Annotated in this window: 18 protein-coding genes and 1 pseudogene; 12 read left to right on the forward strand and 7 right to left on the reverse strand. The window is 70.0% G+C overall.

All coding sequences use genetic code 11. From position 1 onward, the window contains the following. Positions 1–243: 243 nt before the first annotated feature. Positions 244–1,693, reverse strand: a pseudogene (locus AB0F01_RS18585) (HAMP domain-containing sensor histidine kinase). Next, positions 1,690–2,382, reverse strand: coding sequence for a response regulator transcription factor (locus AB0F01_RS18590; protein WP_362096486.1), 693 nt, complete (start codon positions 2,380–2,382; stop codon positions 1,690–1,692). Before AB0F01_RS18590 ends, AB0F01_RS18585 begins: the two are co-directional and overlap by 4 nt. Before the next feature lie 400 nt (positions 2,383–2,782). Here AB0F01_RS18590 and AB0F01_RS18595 point away from each other — a divergent pair, with 400 nt between their 5' ends. The 5 genes from AB0F01_RS18595 to AB0F01_RS18615 all read left to right on the forward strand — a co-directional run bounded on the left by AB0F01_RS18595 (position 2,783) and on the right by AB0F01_RS18615 (position 8,700). Then, a complete protein-coding gene (locus AB0F01_RS18595) occupies positions 2,783–3,511 on the forward strand; it encodes an alpha/beta fold hydrolase (RefSeq protein WP_362096489.1) in 729 nt (242 codons plus the stop codon). A gap of 500 nt (positions 3,512–4,011) precedes the next feature. After that, positions 4,012–4,749 carry a glycoside hydrolase family 11 protein gene (locus AB0F01_RS18600; RefSeq protein WP_362096492.1) on the forward strand — a complete coding sequence of 246 codons (738 nt, stop codon included), beginning with the start codon at positions 4,012–4,014 and terminating at the stop codon, positions 4,747–4,749. Positions 4,750–5,194: 445 nt separating this feature from the next. After that, the gene (locus AB0F01_RS18605) at positions 5,195–5,608 is read left to right on the forward strand and encodes a hypothetical protein (protein WP_362096495.1); all 414 of its coding nucleotides are present in this window, start codon (positions 5,195–5,197) and stop codon (positions 5,606–5,608) included. A 16-nt stretch (positions 5,609–5,624) separates the two neighbouring features. Next, positions 5,625–7,967 carry a hypothetical protein gene (locus AB0F01_RS18610; protein ID WP_362096498.1) on the forward strand — a complete coding sequence of 781 codons (2,343 nt, stop codon included), beginning with the start codon at positions 5,625–5,627 and terminating at the stop codon, positions 7,965–7,967. Positions 7,968–7,980: 13 nt separating this feature from the next. Next, positions 7,981–8,700, forward strand: coding sequence for a hypothetical protein (locus tag AB0F01_RS18615; RefSeq protein WP_362096501.1), 720 nt, complete (start codon positions 7,981–7,983; stop codon positions 8,698–8,700). A 169-nt stretch (positions 8,701–8,869) separates the two neighbouring features. On the opposite strand, the gene AB0F01_RS18620 is transcribed toward AB0F01_RS18615, so the two are convergent. Then, on the reverse strand, positions 8,870–9,559 hold the full coding sequence (locus AB0F01_RS18620) for a DUF4232 domain-containing protein (RefSeq protein WP_362096504.1): 690 nt from the start codon (positions 9,557–9,559) through the stop codon (positions 8,870–8,872). A 269-nt stretch (positions 9,560–9,828) separates the two neighbouring features. Further along, positions 9,829–10,176 carry a DUF3253 domain-containing protein gene (locus AB0F01_RS18625; RefSeq protein WP_362096506.1) on the reverse strand — a complete coding sequence of 116 codons (348 nt, stop codon included), beginning with the start codon at positions 10,174–10,176 and terminating at the stop codon, positions 9,829–9,831. Positions 10,177–10,473: 297 nt separating this feature from the next. Between AB0F01_RS18625 and AB0F01_RS18630 the strand changes: the two genes are divergently transcribed. The 3 genes from AB0F01_RS18630 (at position 10,474) to AB0F01_RS18640 (ending at position 14,316) form a co-directional block, all read left to right on the forward strand. Next, positions 10,474–11,610, forward strand: coding sequence for a spore photoproduct lyase family protein (locus AB0F01_RS18630; RefSeq protein ID WP_362096648.1), 1,137 nt, complete (start codon positions 10,474–10,476; stop codon positions 11,608–11,610). A gap of 136 nt (positions 11,611–11,746) precedes the next feature. Then, positions 11,747–12,220 (forward strand): MarR family transcriptional regulator, encoded by a 474-nt coding sequence (locus AB0F01_RS18635; protein ID WP_362096508.1) that lies wholly within the window; start codon positions 11,747–11,749, stop codon positions 12,218–12,220. 464 nt (positions 12,221–12,684) lie between these two features. Further along, positions 12,685–14,316 carry an MFS transporter gene (locus AB0F01_RS18640; RefSeq protein WP_362096510.1) on the forward strand — a complete coding sequence of 544 codons (1,632 nt, stop codon included), beginning with the start codon at positions 12,685–12,687 and terminating at the stop codon, positions 14,314–14,316. Between the two features lie 230 nt (positions 14,317–14,546). Here AB0F01_RS18640 and AB0F01_RS18645 read toward each other — a convergent pair whose 3' ends face one another. After that, entirely contained in the window at positions 14,547–15,188 is a 642-nt protein-coding gene (locus AB0F01_RS18645; RefSeq protein WP_362096512.1) for an NAD(P)-binding domain-containing protein, read from the reverse strand. Between the two features lie 150 nt (positions 15,189–15,338). On the opposite strand from AB0F01_RS18645, the gene AB0F01_RS18650 reads away from it, so the two are divergent. The 3 genes from AB0F01_RS18650 (at position 15,339) to AB0F01_RS18660 (ending at position 16,820) form a co-directional block, all read left to right on the forward strand. Next, positions 15,339–15,905, forward strand: a complete 567-nt coding sequence (locus AB0F01_RS18650) for a GNAT family N-acetyltransferase (protein ID WP_362096515.1) — start codon at positions 15,339–15,341, stop codon at positions 15,903–15,905. Between the two features lie 191 nt (positions 15,906–16,096). Next, positions 16,097–16,510 carry a hypothetical protein gene (locus AB0F01_RS18655; RefSeq protein WP_362096518.1) on the forward strand — a complete coding sequence of 138 codons (414 nt, stop codon included), beginning with the start codon at positions 16,097–16,099 and terminating at the stop codon, positions 16,508–16,510. Positions 16,511–16,547: 37 nt separating this feature from the next. Continuing rightward, positions 16,548–16,820 carry a transcriptional regulator gene (locus AB0F01_RS18660; protein WP_362096520.1) on the forward strand — a complete coding sequence of 91 codons (273 nt, stop codon included), beginning with the start codon at positions 16,548–16,550 and terminating at the stop codon, positions 16,818–16,820. Positions 16,821–16,972: 152 nt separating this feature from the next. Here AB0F01_RS18660 and AB0F01_RS18665 read toward each other — a convergent pair whose 3' ends face one another. Beyond that, positions 16,973–17,170: a DUF397 domain-containing protein gene (locus AB0F01_RS18665; protein ID WP_362096521.1), complete on the reverse strand. Its 198-nt coding sequence runs from the start codon at positions 17,168–17,170 to the stop codon at positions 16,973–16,975. Further along, positions 17,167–18,000 (reverse strand): helix-turn-helix transcriptional regulator, encoded by an 834-nt coding sequence (locus AB0F01_RS18670; protein ID WP_362096651.1) that lies wholly within the window; start codon positions 17,998–18,000, stop codon positions 17,167–17,169. Before AB0F01_RS18670 ends, AB0F01_RS18665 begins: the two co-directional genes overlap by 4 nt. A gap of 267 nt (positions 18,001–18,267) precedes the next feature. Here AB0F01_RS18670 and AB0F01_RS18675 point away from each other — a divergent pair, with 267 nt between their 5' ends. Further along, positions 18,268–18,702, forward strand: coding sequence for an ATP-binding protein (locus tag AB0F01_RS18675; RefSeq protein ID WP_362096654.1), 435 nt, complete (start codon positions 18,268–18,270; stop codon positions 18,700–18,702). Positions 18,703–18,727 lie beyond the last annotated feature (25 nt).

The following is an 18,727-nucleotide window of genomic DNA, read 5'->3' on the forward strand; positions in this document are numbered from 1 at the left end:
GGACGGGGATACAGGCCCGTCCCGGATCCCTTTCGTGGGTCCAGCGGTTGCCCCCATGGATCCGGCGGTCGCCCGCCATGGGTGCCCAGCGGTCGCCGCCAGGGATGCCCAGCGGTCGCGCCCAGCGGTCGCCGCCAGGGGCCCGGCGGTCCTGCCGCCGGGGTCTTGCGCCGCACCGCCGGGGCGGGTCACCGCAGACCGGTCGCCGTATCCCCGTCGCCGTACGCCGGTCGCCTATGCCGGTCACCGTATGACGAGGTCCTCCCCGTCGGTGAGCCGCGCGACCGGGGCGGGCGGGGCCGCGGCCGGAAGGTCGACCCGGAGCAGCGCGCCACCGCGTGCGGAGCGGGCGACGGTGACCCGGCCGCCGTGGGCGTCGACGACCCGCTGCACGATGGACAGCCCCAGACCGGAGCCCGGCAACGCCCGGGCGCTGTCGGCACGGTAGAATCGGTCGAACACCCGCGGTACGTCGGCGGCGTCGATGCCCGGCCCGGCGTCGTCGACCTCCAGCACCGCCGACCCGCCCTCGGCGCGGAGCCGGACCTGGACCGGCTGGTCCGCGGGGGGACCACTTGCCCGCGTTGTCGATGAGGTTGAGCACCGCCCGCTGGAGCGCGGCGGGACGCCCGCTCGCCCACACGGAGGTCACGTCGAGTACGACCTCGATGTCGGGCACCCGGGAACGCGCCCGGGTCGCGGCGGCACCCACGACGTCGGCGAGGTCGAGCAGCTCGGTGTTCTCGTCGCTGACGTCTCCGCGCGCCAGGTCGGTCAGTTCGGCGGCCAGGGTGCTCAACTCGGCCACCTGAGCGCCGAGATCGTTGAGCAGCCGGGTCCGGCTCTCCGCCGGCTGTGCGCTGTCCAGGGTGCCGCGCCGATCGAGCCGGATCAACAGCTCGACGTTGAGGCGCAGGCTGGTGAGCGGGGTCTTGAGCTCGTGGGCGGCGTCCTCGGCGAGCAACCGCTGGGCCAGCCGCGAGTCCCGGAGCGCGGCGAGCATGTCGTTGATCGACCCGATCAGCCGCCGGATCTCCCCACCGCCCTCGTCCGGGATGTCGGCGTCGAGATCCCGGGTGCGCGCGACCCGTACCGCGGCGGCGGTCAGCCGGTCGATCGGTGCCAGCCCGGCCCGCGCCACGGTACGCCCGACCACGGCGCCGCCGACCACGCAGAGCAGCCCGATCAGCAGCATGCCGAACCCGAACTGGTTGATCGGGCTGTCGTCGGCGACCCGGGCCACCTGGACCGCGCCGTCGCCCGCCCGCCGGGTGTGGATGAGGTAGCCCTCGTCGCTGTCGTCCGACTCCATCAGGTCGGCCGACGCGCCCCGCGCCACGCGCCCGGCGTCCTCGCTGACCGGGGGCAGCGCGGGTTGGCCGGCCGGCGTGCGGGTCGAGCCGTCGGGCAGGATGACCCGCACCAGCCGGCCGGACCCGGGATACGGCGGCAACTCGACCTGCGCCGGACCGGCCCGCCGCGCCGTTGCCGCCAGGACGCGGGAGTCCGCGCGCAGTTGCTCCTCGACGCTGTCCCGCAGCTCCCGGTCCAGGAGTTCGCTGGCCACCTGGAAGGCCATGAACACGCTGACCGCGATGGCCGTCGCCGCGATCACCGTCAGCCTGGTCCGCAGGGACCGTCGGCGCCACCATCGGGTCAGCCGGCGCGGTTCCCGGCCGGCGGGCCTGCTCACGGAGCGCTCTCCCGCAACGTGTACCCCAGACCGCGCAACGTGTGGACCAAGCGCGGCTCGCCCTCGGCCTCCATCTTGCGACGCAGGTAACTCACGTACACCTGGAGGTTGTTGGCGGTGGCGCTCATGTCGAAGCCCCAGATCGCCTCGAACAGCGCCTCGCGGGTCAGGACCCGGGTCGCGTTGCGCATGAGGACGTGCAGGAGGGAGAACTCCGTCCGCGTCAGGCGCAGTGGCCGCCCGCCCCGCCACGCCTCGAACCGGTCGGGATCGAGGCGGACGTCGGCGAACGACAGGATCTGCGACTCCTCGTCGGCCGGCGTGCGCCGGCGCAGCAGGGCCCGCACCCGGGCCAGCAACTCCTCGGTGGCGAACGGTTTGGGCAGGTAGTCGTCGGCGCCCGCGTCCAGTCCCGTGACCCGGTCGGAGACCTGGTCCCGGGCGGTCAGCATCAGCACCGGCAGATCCAGACCCGCGGCCCGCAACCGCCGGCAGGTCTCCAACCCGCCGAGGCGGGGCATCATCACGTCGAGGATCAGCAGATCCAGCGTGTCACCGCCGGCCACACCGACGCCGTCGAGCACGGCGAAACCGTTGGCGACGGTGCAGGTCTCGTACCCCTCGACCTGGAGCACCCGCTCCAGCGACTCACGGATGGCCGCTTCGTCATCCGCGATCATGATCCGCACGCCGGCCCGCCCCCTTCCAGTCCATGCCTGTGCCGCGCATTGTCTCCGACCGACCTGAGACCAGGATTAACGCGCCGCCGAGGAACCGGACGGGACGAGGCATCACGAGGCGGCGTTCACCAGGAGACTCACCCTCGACGGGCGACTGGCATGCGACGGTGACGGACGGTGGACGCTCCGCTGGGCATCGCCCCGCGATTCGACTTCCCGGGCCGATCCGTGCGCATCGCGGAGTATGCGGCTGTGGAGGAACGGCAGCAGTTCCTCGTGGACACGTTCGGCGGCCGGGAGAGGGGACAGACAGCTGCGTCCGAATGCGGTGAGAATACGGGCATGTGCCCATGCAGAACGGCGCACGTGATGACGCCGCTCGAGGGCGGCGTCAACCGGGGGAGTGGTGATGGCAGCGGACGCAGTGCCCATGGTCTTCGTGCACGGGACGCGCTTCAGCGCGGGACAGTGGAGCAGCCAAGTCGCCGCACTCCGGGACGAATTCCCGGTCGTCGCGGTCGACCTGCCGGGCCACGGGGAGCGCTCGGCCCAGCCCTGGAGCCTGAGCGCGGCGACGGACATCATCGCGTCCGCGGTGGACTCGCTCGGCCGCGGTCCGGCCCTCGTCGTCGGGCACTCACTCGGCGGCTACGCCGCGCTGGAGTTCGCCCGGTGCCGTCCGGAACGCCTGCGCGGGCTGGTCCTGGCGGGTGCCAGTGCCTCCACCCGCGGCCTCTGGGCGGCGCCCTACCGGCTGGTCGCCGGTCTGGTGTCCCGTGTGCCCGCTGATCGTTTGACCAGGTGGAACGACTGGTTGCTACGGCGGCTCTACCCACGAAACGTGGTGGAGGCGACCATCCGGTCGGGCTACGCCTTCCACACCTTGCCGGCAGCCTGGGGCGAGGTACTCGGGCGCTTCGACGCCGATGCGATGCGCCATGTGAAGGCTCCGGTCCTCATCCTGAACGGCGAGAAGGACACCGCCTTCCGGGCCGGAGAGGCGGACTTCGCCCGTGCGCACCCGCAGGCTCGCGTCGAAGTGATCCCGGGCGCCCGGCACTTGGCCAACTTCGACGACCCGGATGCGTTCACCGACGCCGTCCGCCGTTTCGCTCGCCGGCTCCCCGCCGAGAGGTGAGCACGCACCGCGGAAGGAACCGGCGCCGCTGCGGAAGCCGGCGGGCGGCCGAGGCGCGGTCCTCGCTGCGAGAGGGCCGGCGGCAGGCATCGTGAAGGCTGGTCGAAGCCAGCTCCCGATGGAGTGTCAGGTGTGCCGCGCATCAGGTCGAAACTTTCGCTGCTCATGCACGCGATTGCGTCACCTTCCCTTCGATCTACTTCCCGATCTCACATCGATAGTCGTGAGGGGCAGCCTGAACTGGGAAGATGCGTGCATGCTGGCTCCCTTCGGTCCGCCGGAATTTCCGAAAGACCGTCGAAAGTGTTGACAGGCTCATGGCGCTCTGCGACAACTGTGGCCACCGACAGACGGGAGACGTCGCGCTCCTCGGGCCGTGACCCGGACGGCGACCGGTCCCGGCATCGCGGCGCGACGACGGCTGACCCCCGTCGAGTTCCATGCAAGGCCACGGGCAGCAGAAGCCGCCCGCCCCCCACCAGCCTTCATCGGGAGGACGCATGCAGCAGGACGGCAAGCGGCACGACCAGAACCAGCAGGACCAGAACCCGCAGAACCCCGCCCCCTTCAGCGGCTTGAGCCGACGAGGCTTCCTCGGCGGCGCCGGCACCGTCGCGCTCGCGACCGCGTCCGGGCTGCTGCTGCCCGGCACGGCCCACGCCGCCACCACCATCACCACCAACCAGACCGGCTACGACGGCATGTACTACTCGTTCTGGACGGACGGGGGCGGCCGCGTCTCCATGACGCTGAACGGCGGCGGGAGTTACAGCACCCAGTGGACCAACTGCGGCAACTTCGTCGCGGGCAAGGGCTGGGCCAACGGCGGGCGCCGGACGGTCCGGTACAGCGGCTACTTCAACCCGTCGGGCAACGGCTACGGCTGCCTCTACGGCTGGACGTCGAACCCGCTGGTCGAGTACTACATCGTCGACAACTGGGGCAGCTACCGGCCCACCGGTGAGTACCGGGGCACCGTCCACAGCGACGGCGGCACGTACGACATCTACAAGACGACGCGGTACAACGCCCCCTCCGTGGAGGGCACCCGCACCTTCGACCAGTACTGGAGCGTCCGGCAGTCGAAGGTGATCGGCTCCGGCACCATCACCACCGGGAACCACTTCGACGCCTGGGCGCGCGCGGGCATGAACCTGGGCCAGTTCAGGTACTACATGATCATGGCCACCGAGGGCTACCAGAGCAGTGGCAGCTCGAACATCACGGTCAGCGGCTGACCTCCGCCTGGCATCCGGCCGGCCGCGGACTCCGTCCTGTGACGGGGGCCGCGGCCGGCCGTCTTTCCGCCCGCGCACGGTGGTCCGCGCGATCGGCAACGTGAGGCCGTGATCCGAGCCCTACCAGTCGTTCTTCCGTTCGCAGACCGAAACGGTATTCGGCCACCCCGGAGCGATCACCTGCCCACCGGCGGTCTTCCGTGGTCTCATGGCTCACGACCAATGGGCGGCCACTGCGGTCGCGACGGTACGAGGCAAAGGCGACGTGCGGGCGAGTCTCGTCCGAGTGAACTTGCCTCGTCCAGCCGATGACTGAGCGGCTCCACGGGTGCGGCTGCTGGCGACCACGGCCGAACGGCGGGCAGAGCAGCGGTGATCAGGCAGCCGACCGTCTGCGTATCGTGTAGTGATCGGTTGGCCGGGCGATGGACTTCGGGGGCTGTGTATGACTTTCGAGCAGGATTGGGCGGAGCTGCGCGCGGCGGCTGCTCGTCGCACGACGACACAGATCAACAGCAGCGCGGCCGACGGAGAATACGACCTGGTGGTCAACCGGGACGACCTGGGCGCCATCGGCAACGACGCCTACGACCTGCTGGGTCGGCTGACCAAGGAGGGCGACATCGCCCGTCCCGCCACGTTCGACGCGGCCACGGCGCTGACCAACGTCAACTTCGAGAGCGGCTCGGCCGTGCTGAAGGTCCACGACCGCTGGCAGACACACCTGAAGACCCTGTTGGACGCCTGCGCGCGCATCTCCAACCACCTCGACTTCAGCAAGGCGCAGCACGCCAAGGACGAGGCGAAGGTCGAAGGAGAACTGCTGCGCATCTCGGTGCTCAGCGAGTACATGAAGTAAGGCTCGGGGGAGCGACGTGCTGAAGTACGAGGACATCATCGACGCCCCGTTGACCAAGCTGAAGGCGGCGGTCGACGACTGGTCCGAGATGGCGGGGAAGCTGGAGAAGCTCGCCACCGACGCCCGCGACGGGATGAAGAAGAAGGCCGACGGGGCGACCTGGCAGGGCGTCAACGCGGGTGTCACCAAGGAGTTCATCGGCAAGACGGCCAAGGAGTTCACGGACGCCGTGGCCGAGGCCAAGGGCGTGCACCGGATCCTGAACGAGGGCTACGCGGCCATCAAGAAGGCCAGGGCCGACCTGATCGCCATTCGCGACGACGAGGGGCCCGCGGCCGGCGTTCGCGTGGATGGCAAGGGGAAGGTGACGCCACGGCAACCGCTGTCCGAGATCAAGGGAGCGCGGCACGAACCCGACTACGACCAGCTTCTGCGCAAGGAGCGGCAGGCGGTCGTGGAGTGGCAGAAGCGGATCGACCTCATCGTCGACAACTGCAACGACACAGACGTCAGCCTGAAGAACACCCTCGAGGCCAACGTCACCGACCGCAAGGACTTCGGCGCTCCGAGGTACACCACGCTGGACCAAGAGGAAGCCGCCCGCGCGGTCGCCCTGGCCTCCAAGGGCCGGGACCTCACGCACGCGCAGCTTCAGCAGCTCAACGAACTGCTGGCGGACAACAGCAAGTCGGCCGAGTTCGCCCAGCTCTTCTACAACAGGCTGGGGCCGGAGAAGGCGCTGGCGTTCTTCGGCCAGCTCGCGACGGACACACACGACTTCGGCGAGGTCGACCCACAACGCCTCAAGGACGTCCAGGACCTCCAGAAGAACCTCGGCCTCAACCTGGCGACTGCCTCTCATGACAAGGACTTCACCGACAAGTGGGGCCCGGAACTGCGCAGGCTGGGCACGGAGCGCATTTCGTTGGACCAGTACCACCATGGTCGCCCGTTCGGGTACCAGCTGCTGGGCGGCATCATGCGGTACGGGAACTATGACGCGAAGTTCCTCAACCCGATCGCCGAACACGTGGCGCAGCTGCATCAGAAGAATCCGCAGCTCTTCGCCGGCAGCAAAATCCTCAACGGCCCCGACAAGAATCCGTTCAACCCCTCAGGGGTCAACGGGGCCGGGTACGACCCGACCACCGCCATGCTGGAGGCGCTCGGCAACAGTCCGGACGCCGCGAAGAAGTTCTTCACGGACACTCCCACGGCCTACAACGAGGACGGCACGGTCAACCCTGGTGCCACAGCCGACCTGGGCAAGGACAAGGACGGGGAAGAAATCAAGAACTACCTCGACTTCTTCGCGAACGAGGAGTGGGAGTCCTTCGGCGACGTCAACTCGCCGGACCTGAAGGAACGAGAGGCGTCACTCGATCACATGCCGGACGCCCTCGGTCACGCCCTGGAGGCGGCGACCCTCGGCTACCCGGCCGGAGTCCCGGACCCTCACGTGGTGCGGGACGCGGAGAATGCCGCTGTCATGCAACAGGTCATGGAGAAGTACGGCGCCGACCCGGCTCTGCTCCAGCAGCACGAGGTGATGTCCGACAGCCTGGGCATCATGGGCGCCGGGTACATCGACGACATCAACTGGGCCCTGGACAAGAACCATCGGGACAGCGTGTTCGCACCGGGAGGAAACCCGGAGGGGCGCATCGACTTCGCGGACACCGAGGACGGGGACGGGCGGAGTATTGTCCGAGGTTTCCTGACTGCTTTGGGCCAGCATCCCGATGCCTACGCGACGCTTTCGACCGCGGAACAGGCATACACGCGCAGCGCCTTGGAGGGGACCGTGGGCCCGGACGGGATCAAGGAAGGGCCCGCCAGGGCGGCCGTGCGTGTGGGCGCCGAGGTACAGGGGATGCTGGACCAGTCACGGGCCGACCAGGTGGAGGCGACCCACCTCAAGACCCATGAGGACTATGAGAAGGCGGTCGCGCAGCGCGCGGGTTGGGTCGAGTTCGGAGCCACGGCGGCCCTCGCGGCCGGTGTGGCCTTCTTGCCTGCCACAGCGGCCGTCGGTACGGCCGCTGTGCTCATCCCAGTGGCGACCGACACGGCCAGTGGCGCGGTTGAGCAGGCCATCAGCCAGTTGGTCGGTGAAGTCTCGGACAAGTCCGTTGACGAGCACAAGGAAAAGGTGGAGGACCTTGTCGAGCAAGAGAGGAAGAAGATTTATTCTGCCGGGGAGGAGATGACCGAGGCTCCGTTGGAGAGCTTCATGATGCGCCACAACATTTCACACGACAGCACGCTTCGGGAGGATTTGGTAAATTCGAGGCTGCTTGGTTACGGGGCCGGTAATGATCGGGCGCAGCAGGTAGGAAATCAACCGGAGACGGGTTGATTCTAGTGGGAAGATGCGCATGAAGAGGTTTTCGGTATTCAATCTCAGGCCAGTTCGTGGGCGACTTCTCAGAGGTGTTCTGGCTGGCTTGTTGTGCCTTGGATCCGCGGCTTGCAGTGGGGATCAAAAAGAGGGCGGGAATCCGAAAGTCCCGAAGGATTACAAGGTCGTAGCGGGAACAGAGCTTTGCGGTGGAAATGCTATTTCTGTCGAGGCGTCGCGGGCGCTGGAGTTGATCACGGGGGCGTCTCGGTTCGAAGCTTCGACTGAGGAGTACACCGTTGCGCGGGCCGCAGAAAATATTGTCAAGGCGTATCCCGACCTCAACGTCGGGCGGCGCGACATCTGTGGTGTCTACACTCCGATTGGAAAACCCGGTTTTGAAATCAGGATTAGTTGGGGTGCGAGCCCTAATCCCCCGACAGGTTCCCCGGCGTCGAAATTCACCGAGCTGAACATGGGTGAGCGGACGGTGGCGGCGGTCGACAAGGCGATGGTGTTCTTTTCGTGCCGTGGAGCCAGATTGCCCGACTCGCTGGGATTGGCGCACCTCATCATCATGGTGGAGCATTGGGCTGTTGCGAGGGAGCCTGAAGAGAACGTCAAGGCGTTGAAGGACGCATATGCGACGGTGGCTCATTCTGTCGCCCTGGCCATGGCCAAGGAACTGCGCTGTCAGAAGAACGGTGGGCTTCCTGAGCGGCCCGTGCTGGAACCCGTTGACGCTTCTTGAGCGTTTGTCTCGGGGCATGAGCACGAGTTGCTGCTCAACGTCGCCCCTGCTGCTCACCGGGTGCGGGGCGGAGAGGGCACGCCCCGAGGCCGTGGCCCCGAAGCGGCTGCCTGGGCGTTCGTGCCGGTGTCGGCGGTCGTGACCGCCCTCGGCCCGCCCCGCTCCTGTGTCAGGAGTGCGTGATGGGGCGCATGGCGAGGCCCTCGGTGCCGGCCCAGTGGGTGACACGTTGACCGTCGTCGGCGGGGAAGGACGCGACGGGCATCGGGAGGTCGACCGGTTCCTCCGCCTCGGCCTCACCGCCGGGGCTGCCCAGAGTGACCTTCATGGACGTCACGTCGTAGGTGTCCTGTTGCCCGCCGGTGGCGCGCAGTCCGGCGTACGCCTTCTCGCCCGGGGCGAGGGTGATCACCTCGTCGTTGGCGGTGCCCTCCAGGACGGGGGCGGGGCCCTGGCCGTCCCCGAGCGTGACCTCGGGCGCGTTCTGGACGTCGCACTTCGTGTCGCCGGTGTTGGTCGCGACGAGGAGGAGGTGACGGACCGGTTCGTCGTGCGCGCCGTAGTGGGAGGCGGAGATCGACAGGTCGCCGAGGGTGCAGAGGGATACGGTTCCGTCGTCGGTCGCGGGGGCATCCCCGCCGTCGCCGTTGCGGTCGTCGTCCTTGTCAGCGCCGGGCGAGGCCTCGGCCGACGGCCCCTTGGCGCCAGTGCGCTCCGAGGGCCTCGAGGTGTCTGTGCCATCGCCCTGGTCGGGGCCGCAGGCGGTGGTCGTCAGCAGTGCGGCGAGCACCGCGGCCCCCAGGGCATAGGTGCCCCGGAGGCGGAGAAGGCGACGGGTGGGGACGGTGGTAGCGGTCATCGGGTCTCCCGGTGAGTGGGCGTGCACGGACGGTTGCTGTCTGTCCATGTCACGGTCATCGCGCCCTGAAGGGTGCGCGGGACCCGGCCTCGCTACGTCACTGTGACGAGCCCATGACATGTCCGCCGCATCGTCACCGTCGCGCGCGGGGGTGGGCAGTGTTCCGGGCGAGCCGTGCCCGCGGTTCGCCTCGGGAGTCGTACGCGACGCGGGCGGGAGACGAGCCTCGGGGGAGAGCCGCGTCGGCCGCGATGCGGGAGCCGGGAGGGCTAGGGGTGCCTGGCGCGGCGGATGCGGAGGGGGCCCCGGGCGGACTCCTCCGTGACGGGGCGGCCCTTCTGGGTCACCTCCACCTTGCCGGCCGACACCAGACGCCAGGCGGCCCGGCGGGCCGGTTCCATCAGCGCCCGCCAGCCGTCGTCGTCACCCTCGTAGGCCGTGCGCGCGGCGTCGGAAGGGCAGATCGAGGAGGTCGCCGCACGCTGCTCCAGCAGGTCCATGATGACCTGCTCCAACCGCCGGCCCTGCTCCCGGTTCAGGTCTCGGCCATATTCTGGGTTCGGGCCCTGCTCCCGCTCCCGGTTTTGGCCCTGCTCCCGGTGCTCCGGATCTGCCATCCGTCCAGTGTGCACCGCTGGTGCAGCAGGTGCGGCGTGAGGCGAGGAGCAGCCCGCCGCGCCGGGTGTGCCCGGCCGACGTCGGCGGGCGGGGGGTGAGGGGGGCGGAGCGGCGGAGGCCGGGCGAACGCGGTGTACGCCGCGTAACGTCCTTACCGGGTGATACTGGAACACCTCGCCCTTCCCCGTCGGACCCACCCGGAACCCGGAACCCGGAGGGCGCGCAGGCGAGGAGAGGAACGGTACGTGGAGCACCCGAGGCGACGGCCCGCCCCCGGGGAGCCCGAGCAGCAGACCCTGTTCGGGTGGGCCGACGCGGTGCCGGAACCGGCGTCGGCACCCTCGCCCCGGCAGCCGTTCCGGGACAGTGAGCAGGCCCGCCGGATGCTGGACGTCCGGGAGATCTATGCGGAGCCGGCCGCCCTGGATTCCCCGCGTGGTGCCCAGATCGTCGCCGGGTTCCCGGGGGTCCGGGTCACCGAGGTGCCCGGCCACTGGCGCATCCCCTCCCTGCACGGCAACGACGGCAACGTCTCCCGCTGGGTGCGGGTCAAGACCGAGACGCTGGTGCTGGGGGTGAAGCAGTCGCTCACGACCCGGCCCAACGGCCGGTCCGCCGACTGGATCGCCCCCGGCCCCTCCAACGGCTGCGCCATGGCCTGCGCGTACTGCTACGTCCCCCGGCGCAAGGGGTACGCCAACCCCATCACCCTGTTCACCAACATCGAGGCGATCGTGGCGCACATCCGGCGCCACGTACGGGCGCAGGGGCCGAAGCCCGAGCCCAACCAGTGCGACCCCGAGGCGTGGGTCTACGACATCGGCGAGAACGGTGACTGCTCCGTCGACGCCCTGATCTGCGACAACACGGCCGACCTGATCACGGCGTTCCGGGGCCTGCCGACGGCGAAGGCGTCCTTCGCGACCAAGTTCGTCAACCCCGACCTGCTCGCCCTCGACCCGCAGGGGCGTACCCGGGTGCGCTTCTCGCTCATGCCCGCCGACGACTCCCGGCTGCTGGATCTGCGCACCAGTCCGGTCGCCGAGCGCATCGCTGCCGCGGCCGACTTCCTCGACGCGGGCTACGAGGTCCACTTCAACCTCTCGCCCGTCGTCCTGCGCGAGGGCTGGCAGCGGGACTGGGCCGACCTGCTCACCCACCTCGACGACGTGCTGCCCGCCCGTGTGAAGGAGCAGGCGGCCTGCGAGGTCATCATGCTCACCCACAACCGGGCGCTGCACGATGTCAACCTCGGCTGGCATCCGCGGGCGGAGGAGGTGCTGTGGCGGCCCGAGGTGCAGGAGGCGAAGCGCTCGCAGAACGGCGACCTCAACGTCCGCTACGCCCGCGACGTCAAGCGCCGTGCCGTGGCGGAACTGCGGGACCTGATCGCGGCCCGGGCGCCCTGGCTGCGGGTGCGGTACGCGTTCTGAGCGTGCCGCGTCGCGTCGCCTTCCCGGCCGGGAGCGAGGGGCGGGTCGACCGATGCGGACCGTGCGGTGCCGTGCCGTCCGCCTGTGCGCACGGACCGTTTGACTTAGGTATGTCCTCATACCTAATATCCGGGGTGTGTCCGACAGCAGTGCCTCCGAACAGCGCATCGACCGCGTCGCCTCCGAGCTCGCGGCCTGCCTGCCTGCCCTGCACCGGGCCCTGGACCGGCGGATCGCCGCCGGCTACCCCCATCCGAAACCGCCGGAGGGCCCGCTCGCGCTGCTGCGGTACGTCGCCCAGCACGACGGCACCACGGTGCGCGAGGCGGCGGCCGCACTGCTGATGAAGCCGAACAACGTCAGCGCCCTGGTCTCCCAGCTCACGGAGCGGGGAGAACTGGAGCGCCGGCAGGACGGCACCGACCGGCGCATCGCCCGTCTCCACCTCACGGCGACCGCCCGGCAGCGCATCGCCGAGGTGACCGCCCTGGAGCGCGGCTACCTCGGTGAGGCGCTGCGCACCCTGACCGAGGGCGAGATGGACGCGCTCGGCTCCGCCATCGGGGCGCTCAACTCGCTCACGCGCAACCTGCACCCCGCGGCGGGCTGACGGGCCGGACCGCCGAGCACGTGCACGCGGGGTGAGGGGGTGAGGGCGGGCGCGAGGGCCGGGCCCTCGTCCTGGCCCTGCCGTTGCGGCGTCTGCCTGCCGCCCGCCTGCATCTCTGCCTTTCTTCCGGTCCGTCCGTCCGTCCGTTCTTCCTGCTCTTCCTGCCTTCCGTTCCACCCCATCCCTCTCCCGAGGCGTCGGCCTGCTCGGGCGCTGTGTGTCTCCCGCGCGTGCGCCTCAGGGGTGCGTGCCGGTCATCCGGTGCGTCCCGAACGTCGTGGTCCCGCGTGCCCCGTCGTTCTCCGCACCCGGTAGTTCACCTCACCCCGTTGTTCACCTCACCCTCGTAGTTCCCCTCACCCCGTAGTGCCCGCACCCCGTGTGCGCCGGTCGCCGGTCCTGGTCGACCGGCCGCTCGTCGTGCGGTGCGCGCGTCCGTTCCGAGAAAGAAACGTGCTCTCTTCATGACGTCCACTTCCGTGGCCCATCCCGCTCCGGACCCCCTGGCAGACACCGGCAAGCCCGCCGGCCGCCGGGGCAATCCCTGGCTCGCGCTGATCGCCGTGTCGTTCGGCCTGCTCATGGTGCAGCTCGACGGCTCCGTCGTCGCCATCGCCAACCCGGCGATCGGCAAGGACCTCGGGGCGACCACGGCGGAGCTCCAGTGGGTCACCAACTCCTACCTGCTCGCGCTCGCCGCCTCGATGATCCTCGGCGGCAAGCTGGGCGACCGGTTCGGCCGGCGCTTCTACTACCTTGTCGGTGTCGGAGGCTTCGTCGTCACCTCGGTCGCCATCGGCCTTGCGGGCAGCATCGAGGGCGTCATCGCCTTCCGTGCCCTTCAGGGCCTGTGCGGCGGCATCCTCATGCCCAACACCCTGGGCATCCTGCGGGCCGTCTTCCCGCCGCGGCGGTTCCCGCTCGCGGTGGGCATCTGGGGCATGGTCTCGGCCGTCTCCACCTCGCTCGGCCCCATCGTCGGCGGCCTGCTCGTCGAGCACGTCGACTGGACGTGGGTCTTCTACCTCAACGCGCCGATCGGGATCGTCGCGCTGCTGTTCAGCATGGCGGTGCTCAAGGAGTCCAGGAACGCGGACGGCGGCGGGCGCTTCGACATCGCCGGTGTCGTCCTCCTCGCCGCGGGACTGCTCGCGCTCGTCTTCGGCATCGTCAAGGGCGAGACCTGGGGCTGGACGTCCGGCGGGACCCTCGGCTCCATCGCCCTCGGGCTGGTGCTGCTCGTCGTCTTCGGCCGGTACGAGACCCGGCAGGCGCATCCGCTGCTGCCGATGCGGCTGTTCCGCAACCGCTCGCTGACCACCGGCACGGTGATGACGGTGCTGAACTTCTTCGTGATGCTCGGCGGCATCTTCTTCATCATGCTGTACCTGCAGAACGTGCGCGGCTACACGCCGGTCGAGGCCGGCATCAGCACCCTGCCGATGTCGATCGCCTCCCTGTTCGCCTCCCCGATCGGTTCTCAGCTGACCGCGCGGTTCGGGCCGCGGGCCACGATCCCGCTGGGGCTGTGCCTGTCCGCCGCGGCCATGTTCGGCATGCTGACGTGGACCGTCGACTCGTCCTACGCGACGATGTGGCCGTCGTACATCGCGATGGGGCTCGGTGTCGGCATCGTGCTGCCCGCCACCGCCGCCGCGATCATCGGCAACGCGCCGGTCAGGGACGGCGGAGTGGCCTCCGGCCTGCAGTCCACGGCGCTCCAGGTCGGCGGTGCGCTCGGCACGTCCGTGCTGGTGACGGTGATCGCCGGCAAGGCCGGTTCGTCGCTGTTCGGTGAGCTGACCGGAGCCGGGGTTCCCGCGTCCGTGGCGCAGGGTCTGCAGAAGGCGGAGGACGCGGTGGCGATGGGCATCGCGCCGGTCACCTCCGACATGCCCGGACCGCTTCGGGCGGCGGTCGTGGAGGGCAGCGGCCAGGCCTTCGTCAACGGCCTGCACTCGGCCGTCACCGTCACCGGCGTGCTCTGCCTGATCGGTGCGGTGGTCGCGGTCGCCGGGATCAAGGGCCGTGCCGCGGAGGCGCGGACTGCGGCGGAGGACGTCCCGGAGAGCGCGGTGGCGGTCGCCGCTCACTGAGGGACGAGGCGCGACGCGGGCGGCGCACCGCCGGTCTCCTGCGGGAGGCCGGCGGTGCGCACGTGTCGGACCGGCGTGCGTCGCGCGGGGGCCGGCGGTACGTACGTGTCCGACTGGCGCGTGTACGCGGGAGACCGGCGGTGCGAGGTGATCAACGCCTCCGCATCACCGGTCTCACGCCTTCCCGCCCGTCCGGGGCGGACGCGGGCGCCGCGTCACGTCACGTCAGGTCACGTCATGATCGTCAGAGCGCTGGACCAGTTCAGGCCGAGCCGTTCCTGGGACGCCATGTGCAGCAGCTGGAACCCTTCCAGGCTGCGCGCCCAGTGCAGCGGCCCCACGTCCAGCGGGCGGAGCCCGCCCCCGGTCACGAGGTCGGCCACGGTCTGCCGGGCCGCGTCGTCGTCTCCGGCGATGAAGACGTCCAGCGGCCGTCCTGCGACCTTCCCCTCCGCGAGCGGACCGGCGAACGTGGTGTTGAACGCCTTGACGACCCGGCTCTTGGGAGCGGCGGCCGCGATCTGCTCGGCTGCGGAGGTGCCGGAGGGCACGACCAGCCGGTCGAAGGTGCTGAAGTCGACGGGGTTGGAGATGTCGACGACGATCGTGCCGTCCAGGTCCTCGGCCCACGCCGCCGCGATGTCGCGCCCGGCGGGATAGGGCAGGGCCAGGACGACGACGTCTGCGTCGGTCGCGCGGTCGGCGTCGACCGCCGAGACGTCCGCCCCGGCAGTGCCCTCGCCCAGGGCGGAGGCCAGCTCCTCCGCCTTGGCCTTCGTACGGTCGTGCAGGCGCAGGGTGTGTCCCCCCGCCAGAACCCGGGTGCCGATGCCACGCGCCATGTTCCCCGCGCCGACGATGGTGACGTTCATGGGGTGCTCCTCGGAAGACGGTCCCCGTTCCCTCCCACCCTCACACCACGGTCCGTACGGCGCCACTGTCACGGGCAGGCGGCGTCCGTCTGTGAGCCGGCGGCGCCCAGGGCCGTGATCCCGTGGCGCGGGCGGCCGTACCGTCGTGTCGTGATCACCGTCGACGACTACGCCTACCGATACCGCACGGCCCTCCCGGAGGACGCCGAGGCCCTCGGGGCACTGGACGGCTCCTTCACCACCGACACGGTCTTCCGCGTCACCCTCACCGAGGAGGGGTTCGCGCTGCGGGAGGTCCCGGTGGACCCGCCCGTCACCAAGGTGTTCCCGGCCGACGCCCACGACGGCGACGGCGAGGCCGACGCGGACGACGACAACTCCCGTACCTACGTCGCCCTTACGCCCGACGGTGCGCCGGTCGGGTTCGTCGCCGTCTCCTACGTCGGCTGGAACCGCCGCCTGGTCGTCGAGGACATCGAGGTCGCCCCCGAGCACCGGGGGCGCGGGGTGGGCAGGGCCCTGATGGCGCTCGCGGTGGAGTTCGCCCGCGCGCGGGGCGCCGGGCACCTCTGGCTGGAGGTCAGCAACATCAACGCACCCGCCGTCCACGCGTACCGGCGGATGGGCTTCACCTTCTGCGGCCTGGATACGGCCCTGTACGAGGGCACCGCGTCGGAGGGCGAGCAGGCCCTGTACATGAGCATGCCGTGCCGCTGAGGGGGCGGGGGTGTGCAACCACCGGCCCGTTCACTGGCCCCTGCCCAGCCCTGCCCAGCCCCTGCTCCGGTCCCTGGTTCTGGGAGTCGTGACTCCATGACGTCTCGTCACTTCCCTGTAAGGACACTAGTTGCACTTTTGGAAACTAGGTGCGTACTCTGTTGGGAGAAACCAGAGCTTGGAGGTCGCCCATGGGGCAGGATCCGGACCTCGCGGAGCAACTGCGGGTCATCGACGAGGCTCCGACGCTGACGCAGGCGGCTTCAGCGGGAGAACGTGTCCTCACGGTCCTGTCCGTGGCGGTGCTCTTCACCGTGCTCGCGGTGGCCGGAGCGAACCGAGTCCCGCTGCTCGTCGGGTGTCTCGTGCTAGCGGCGTCGCTCGCCCTGGTGTTGCGGTGGCGGTGGTTCCATCTCAGGAGACCTGGCCGGAGGCCGCACACCAAGGTCGAGGAGGTCGTGTTCCTCTTCGTGCCGGTCACCCTGGCGATCCCGGGTCTCAAGGTGGTGTGGAGCAACTCGGCGGACACGGCCGCCGCATGGGTAGCGGCGGCCGTGCCGGCGGCGCTGCTGGCCGCCTACCTCGTCCTGCGGTGGAGGCGCTGACGTGTCACCGCAACCGCGCGCCCGACTGTCGACGGTGATGCACTCACCCAACCGGCTGGCCATCCTGGGCGCGCTACGCCACGTACAGCAGGTCAACTTTTCAGCGCTGCAAGAGGGGTTGGAGTTGTCGACGTCGGAACTCTCGCGTCAGCTGGCGATCCTGGAGAAGGAAGGACTCGTGGAGATCGCCAAGTTCCGCGAGCGACGGCATGCCGTCACCAGAGTCCGCCTCTCCCCCTCGGGGCGGGAGCGGTTCGAGGCATACCTCGAAGAGCTGCGCAAGGTCGTGCAGTCGGACCTCGGCAGCTGAGGACGGTGGATGGCGAGCGCGTTCACCGCCCGTGTTCCGCCTCTCCCGACCCACTAGATCGACCTGGCGGGAGTGCCCCCGGACAGCTGAGAGCCCTGCCGTCCGAAGTGGAGGGCAGGGCTCCCGCTTCGACGGAGCGGGGTGGGGCGGCGTCAGGCGTGGGTGACGAAGTCCGCCCAGGCCTCGGGGGACACGGTGACGACGGGACCGGTCATCGCCTTGGAGTCCCTGATGTGCACCGACCCCGTACCGGCGGCGACCTCGACGCAGTCGCCGCCCTCTGCTCCGCTGTAGCTGCTCTTGCGCCAGGTGAAGTCGAGCGCGATGGGTGAGGACTCGGTGGTGTTCATTGGTCTCCCAGCAGCCTCTCGATGAACTCCAGGGACTCTCTCGGGGTGAGAGCCTGGGATCGGATAATCCCATAGCGGGCGGCGGCTAGCGCCGTCTGCTGCGGGTCGGTCTGGAGAGTGCTGGTTCCCTGGGCCTCCGTGTACGCGAACTTCCTGCCGTCGTCACGCGTGACGACCGTGAACGGACCGTCCACACCCGCGCTCTCCTCGCAGCGGAGCGGAGCGATCTGGATCTCGACGTTGCGTTTCCGGCCGACGACGAGGAAGTGCTCCAACTGCTCCCGCAGCACGCGGGTTCCGCCCAGCGGGCGCCGCAGCACCGACTCGTCCATGACGAAACTCAGCAACGGCGCGGACGGCCGGTCGAAGATGTCCTGGCGGGCGAGGCGTGCCGCGACCCGCTGCTCGATGGTCTCCTGGTCCAGGGGCGGTCGCCGCATAGCCAGCACGGCCCTCATGTAGGCCTCTGTCTGGAGGAGGCCCTTGACCACGAGCGTGTCGTACGACAACAGCTCGATGGCCACTTTTTCCAGGCTCGCCATCCCCTGGAAGAACACCGGGTACTGCGCCCGCTCCACCTGCTCCTTCCACACCGTGAGCAGACCGTCGGCGCCCAGCAGTTCGTCCGCGCGCTCGATGGTCCTCGGTGAGGGGATGCGCCGGCCCTGTTCGTACGACGCGATCGTGGAGGCCGAGTAGCCGATGCGGCGTCCGAACTCCTCGCGTTCCAGGCCCGCTCGCAGGCGCAGTGTCTTCAGTGTCTGCCCGAACGCGGCGACGACCGCCTGCCCCGACGTGTCGGCCGTCGTCCCGTCCGTGTCGTCGGCCATGACGGCCTCGCCCCCCGGCTCCGTAGCTTCGGTCATCCGTGTCCCCTGTCGCCTCCCGTGCACAACGGCGGGCGCCCGTGGTCCCGTCACGCACCGCGCCGCGTACGGGGGGAGGTGGTGCGCGTACAACGGACCGCGTCGTCGGGTCGCCGCTGGTCACGCCGTGCGGCCGACGGGACGGTGGAGGGCGTGACGAATCAACTCCCGGGTGCCGTCGGCACCGTGCGGTCCGCGGCTGAGGCCGATGCGTCGGGCCGCGCCTTCGAGATGCGCTTCACCTCCACCCCGCGCGGGGCGCGCCTGGCCCGCCGGCTGGCCGCGCACCGGCTGGACACCTGGGGTGTCCCGTACGGGACCGATCCGCACGAGGAGGTCGTGGTGGTCGTCGGCGAGCTGGCCGCGAATGCCGTACGGCACGGTCGTGTGGGCGGCCGGGGCTTCCACCTCCGCATGGAGGTGACGGCATGCCCCCGCACGGTGCGCATCGAGGTCACCGACACGCGGGGCGAGCGGACCCCGCCCGAACCGGCCCAGGTGCGGGCGCCGGGGGCGGGGGACCTCGGCGGCCGGGGGTTGCTGCTGGTGGCGGGGCTGGCTGCCCGCTGGGGCTGGTATCCGCGGTGCGACGGCCCGGGCAAGACGGTGTGGGCGGAGGACGCGCTACCAGCCACCGGATGCGGAGAGAGCGCGACCCGGGCTTGACCCTGACATCGTGGCAAGGTGTCCC

The sequence above is a fragment of the Streptomyces sp. NPDC029526 genome, from assembly GCF_040637405.1.
Taxonomy (GTDB): domain Bacteria; phylum Actinomycetota; class Actinomycetes; order Streptomycetales; family Streptomycetaceae; genus Streptomyces.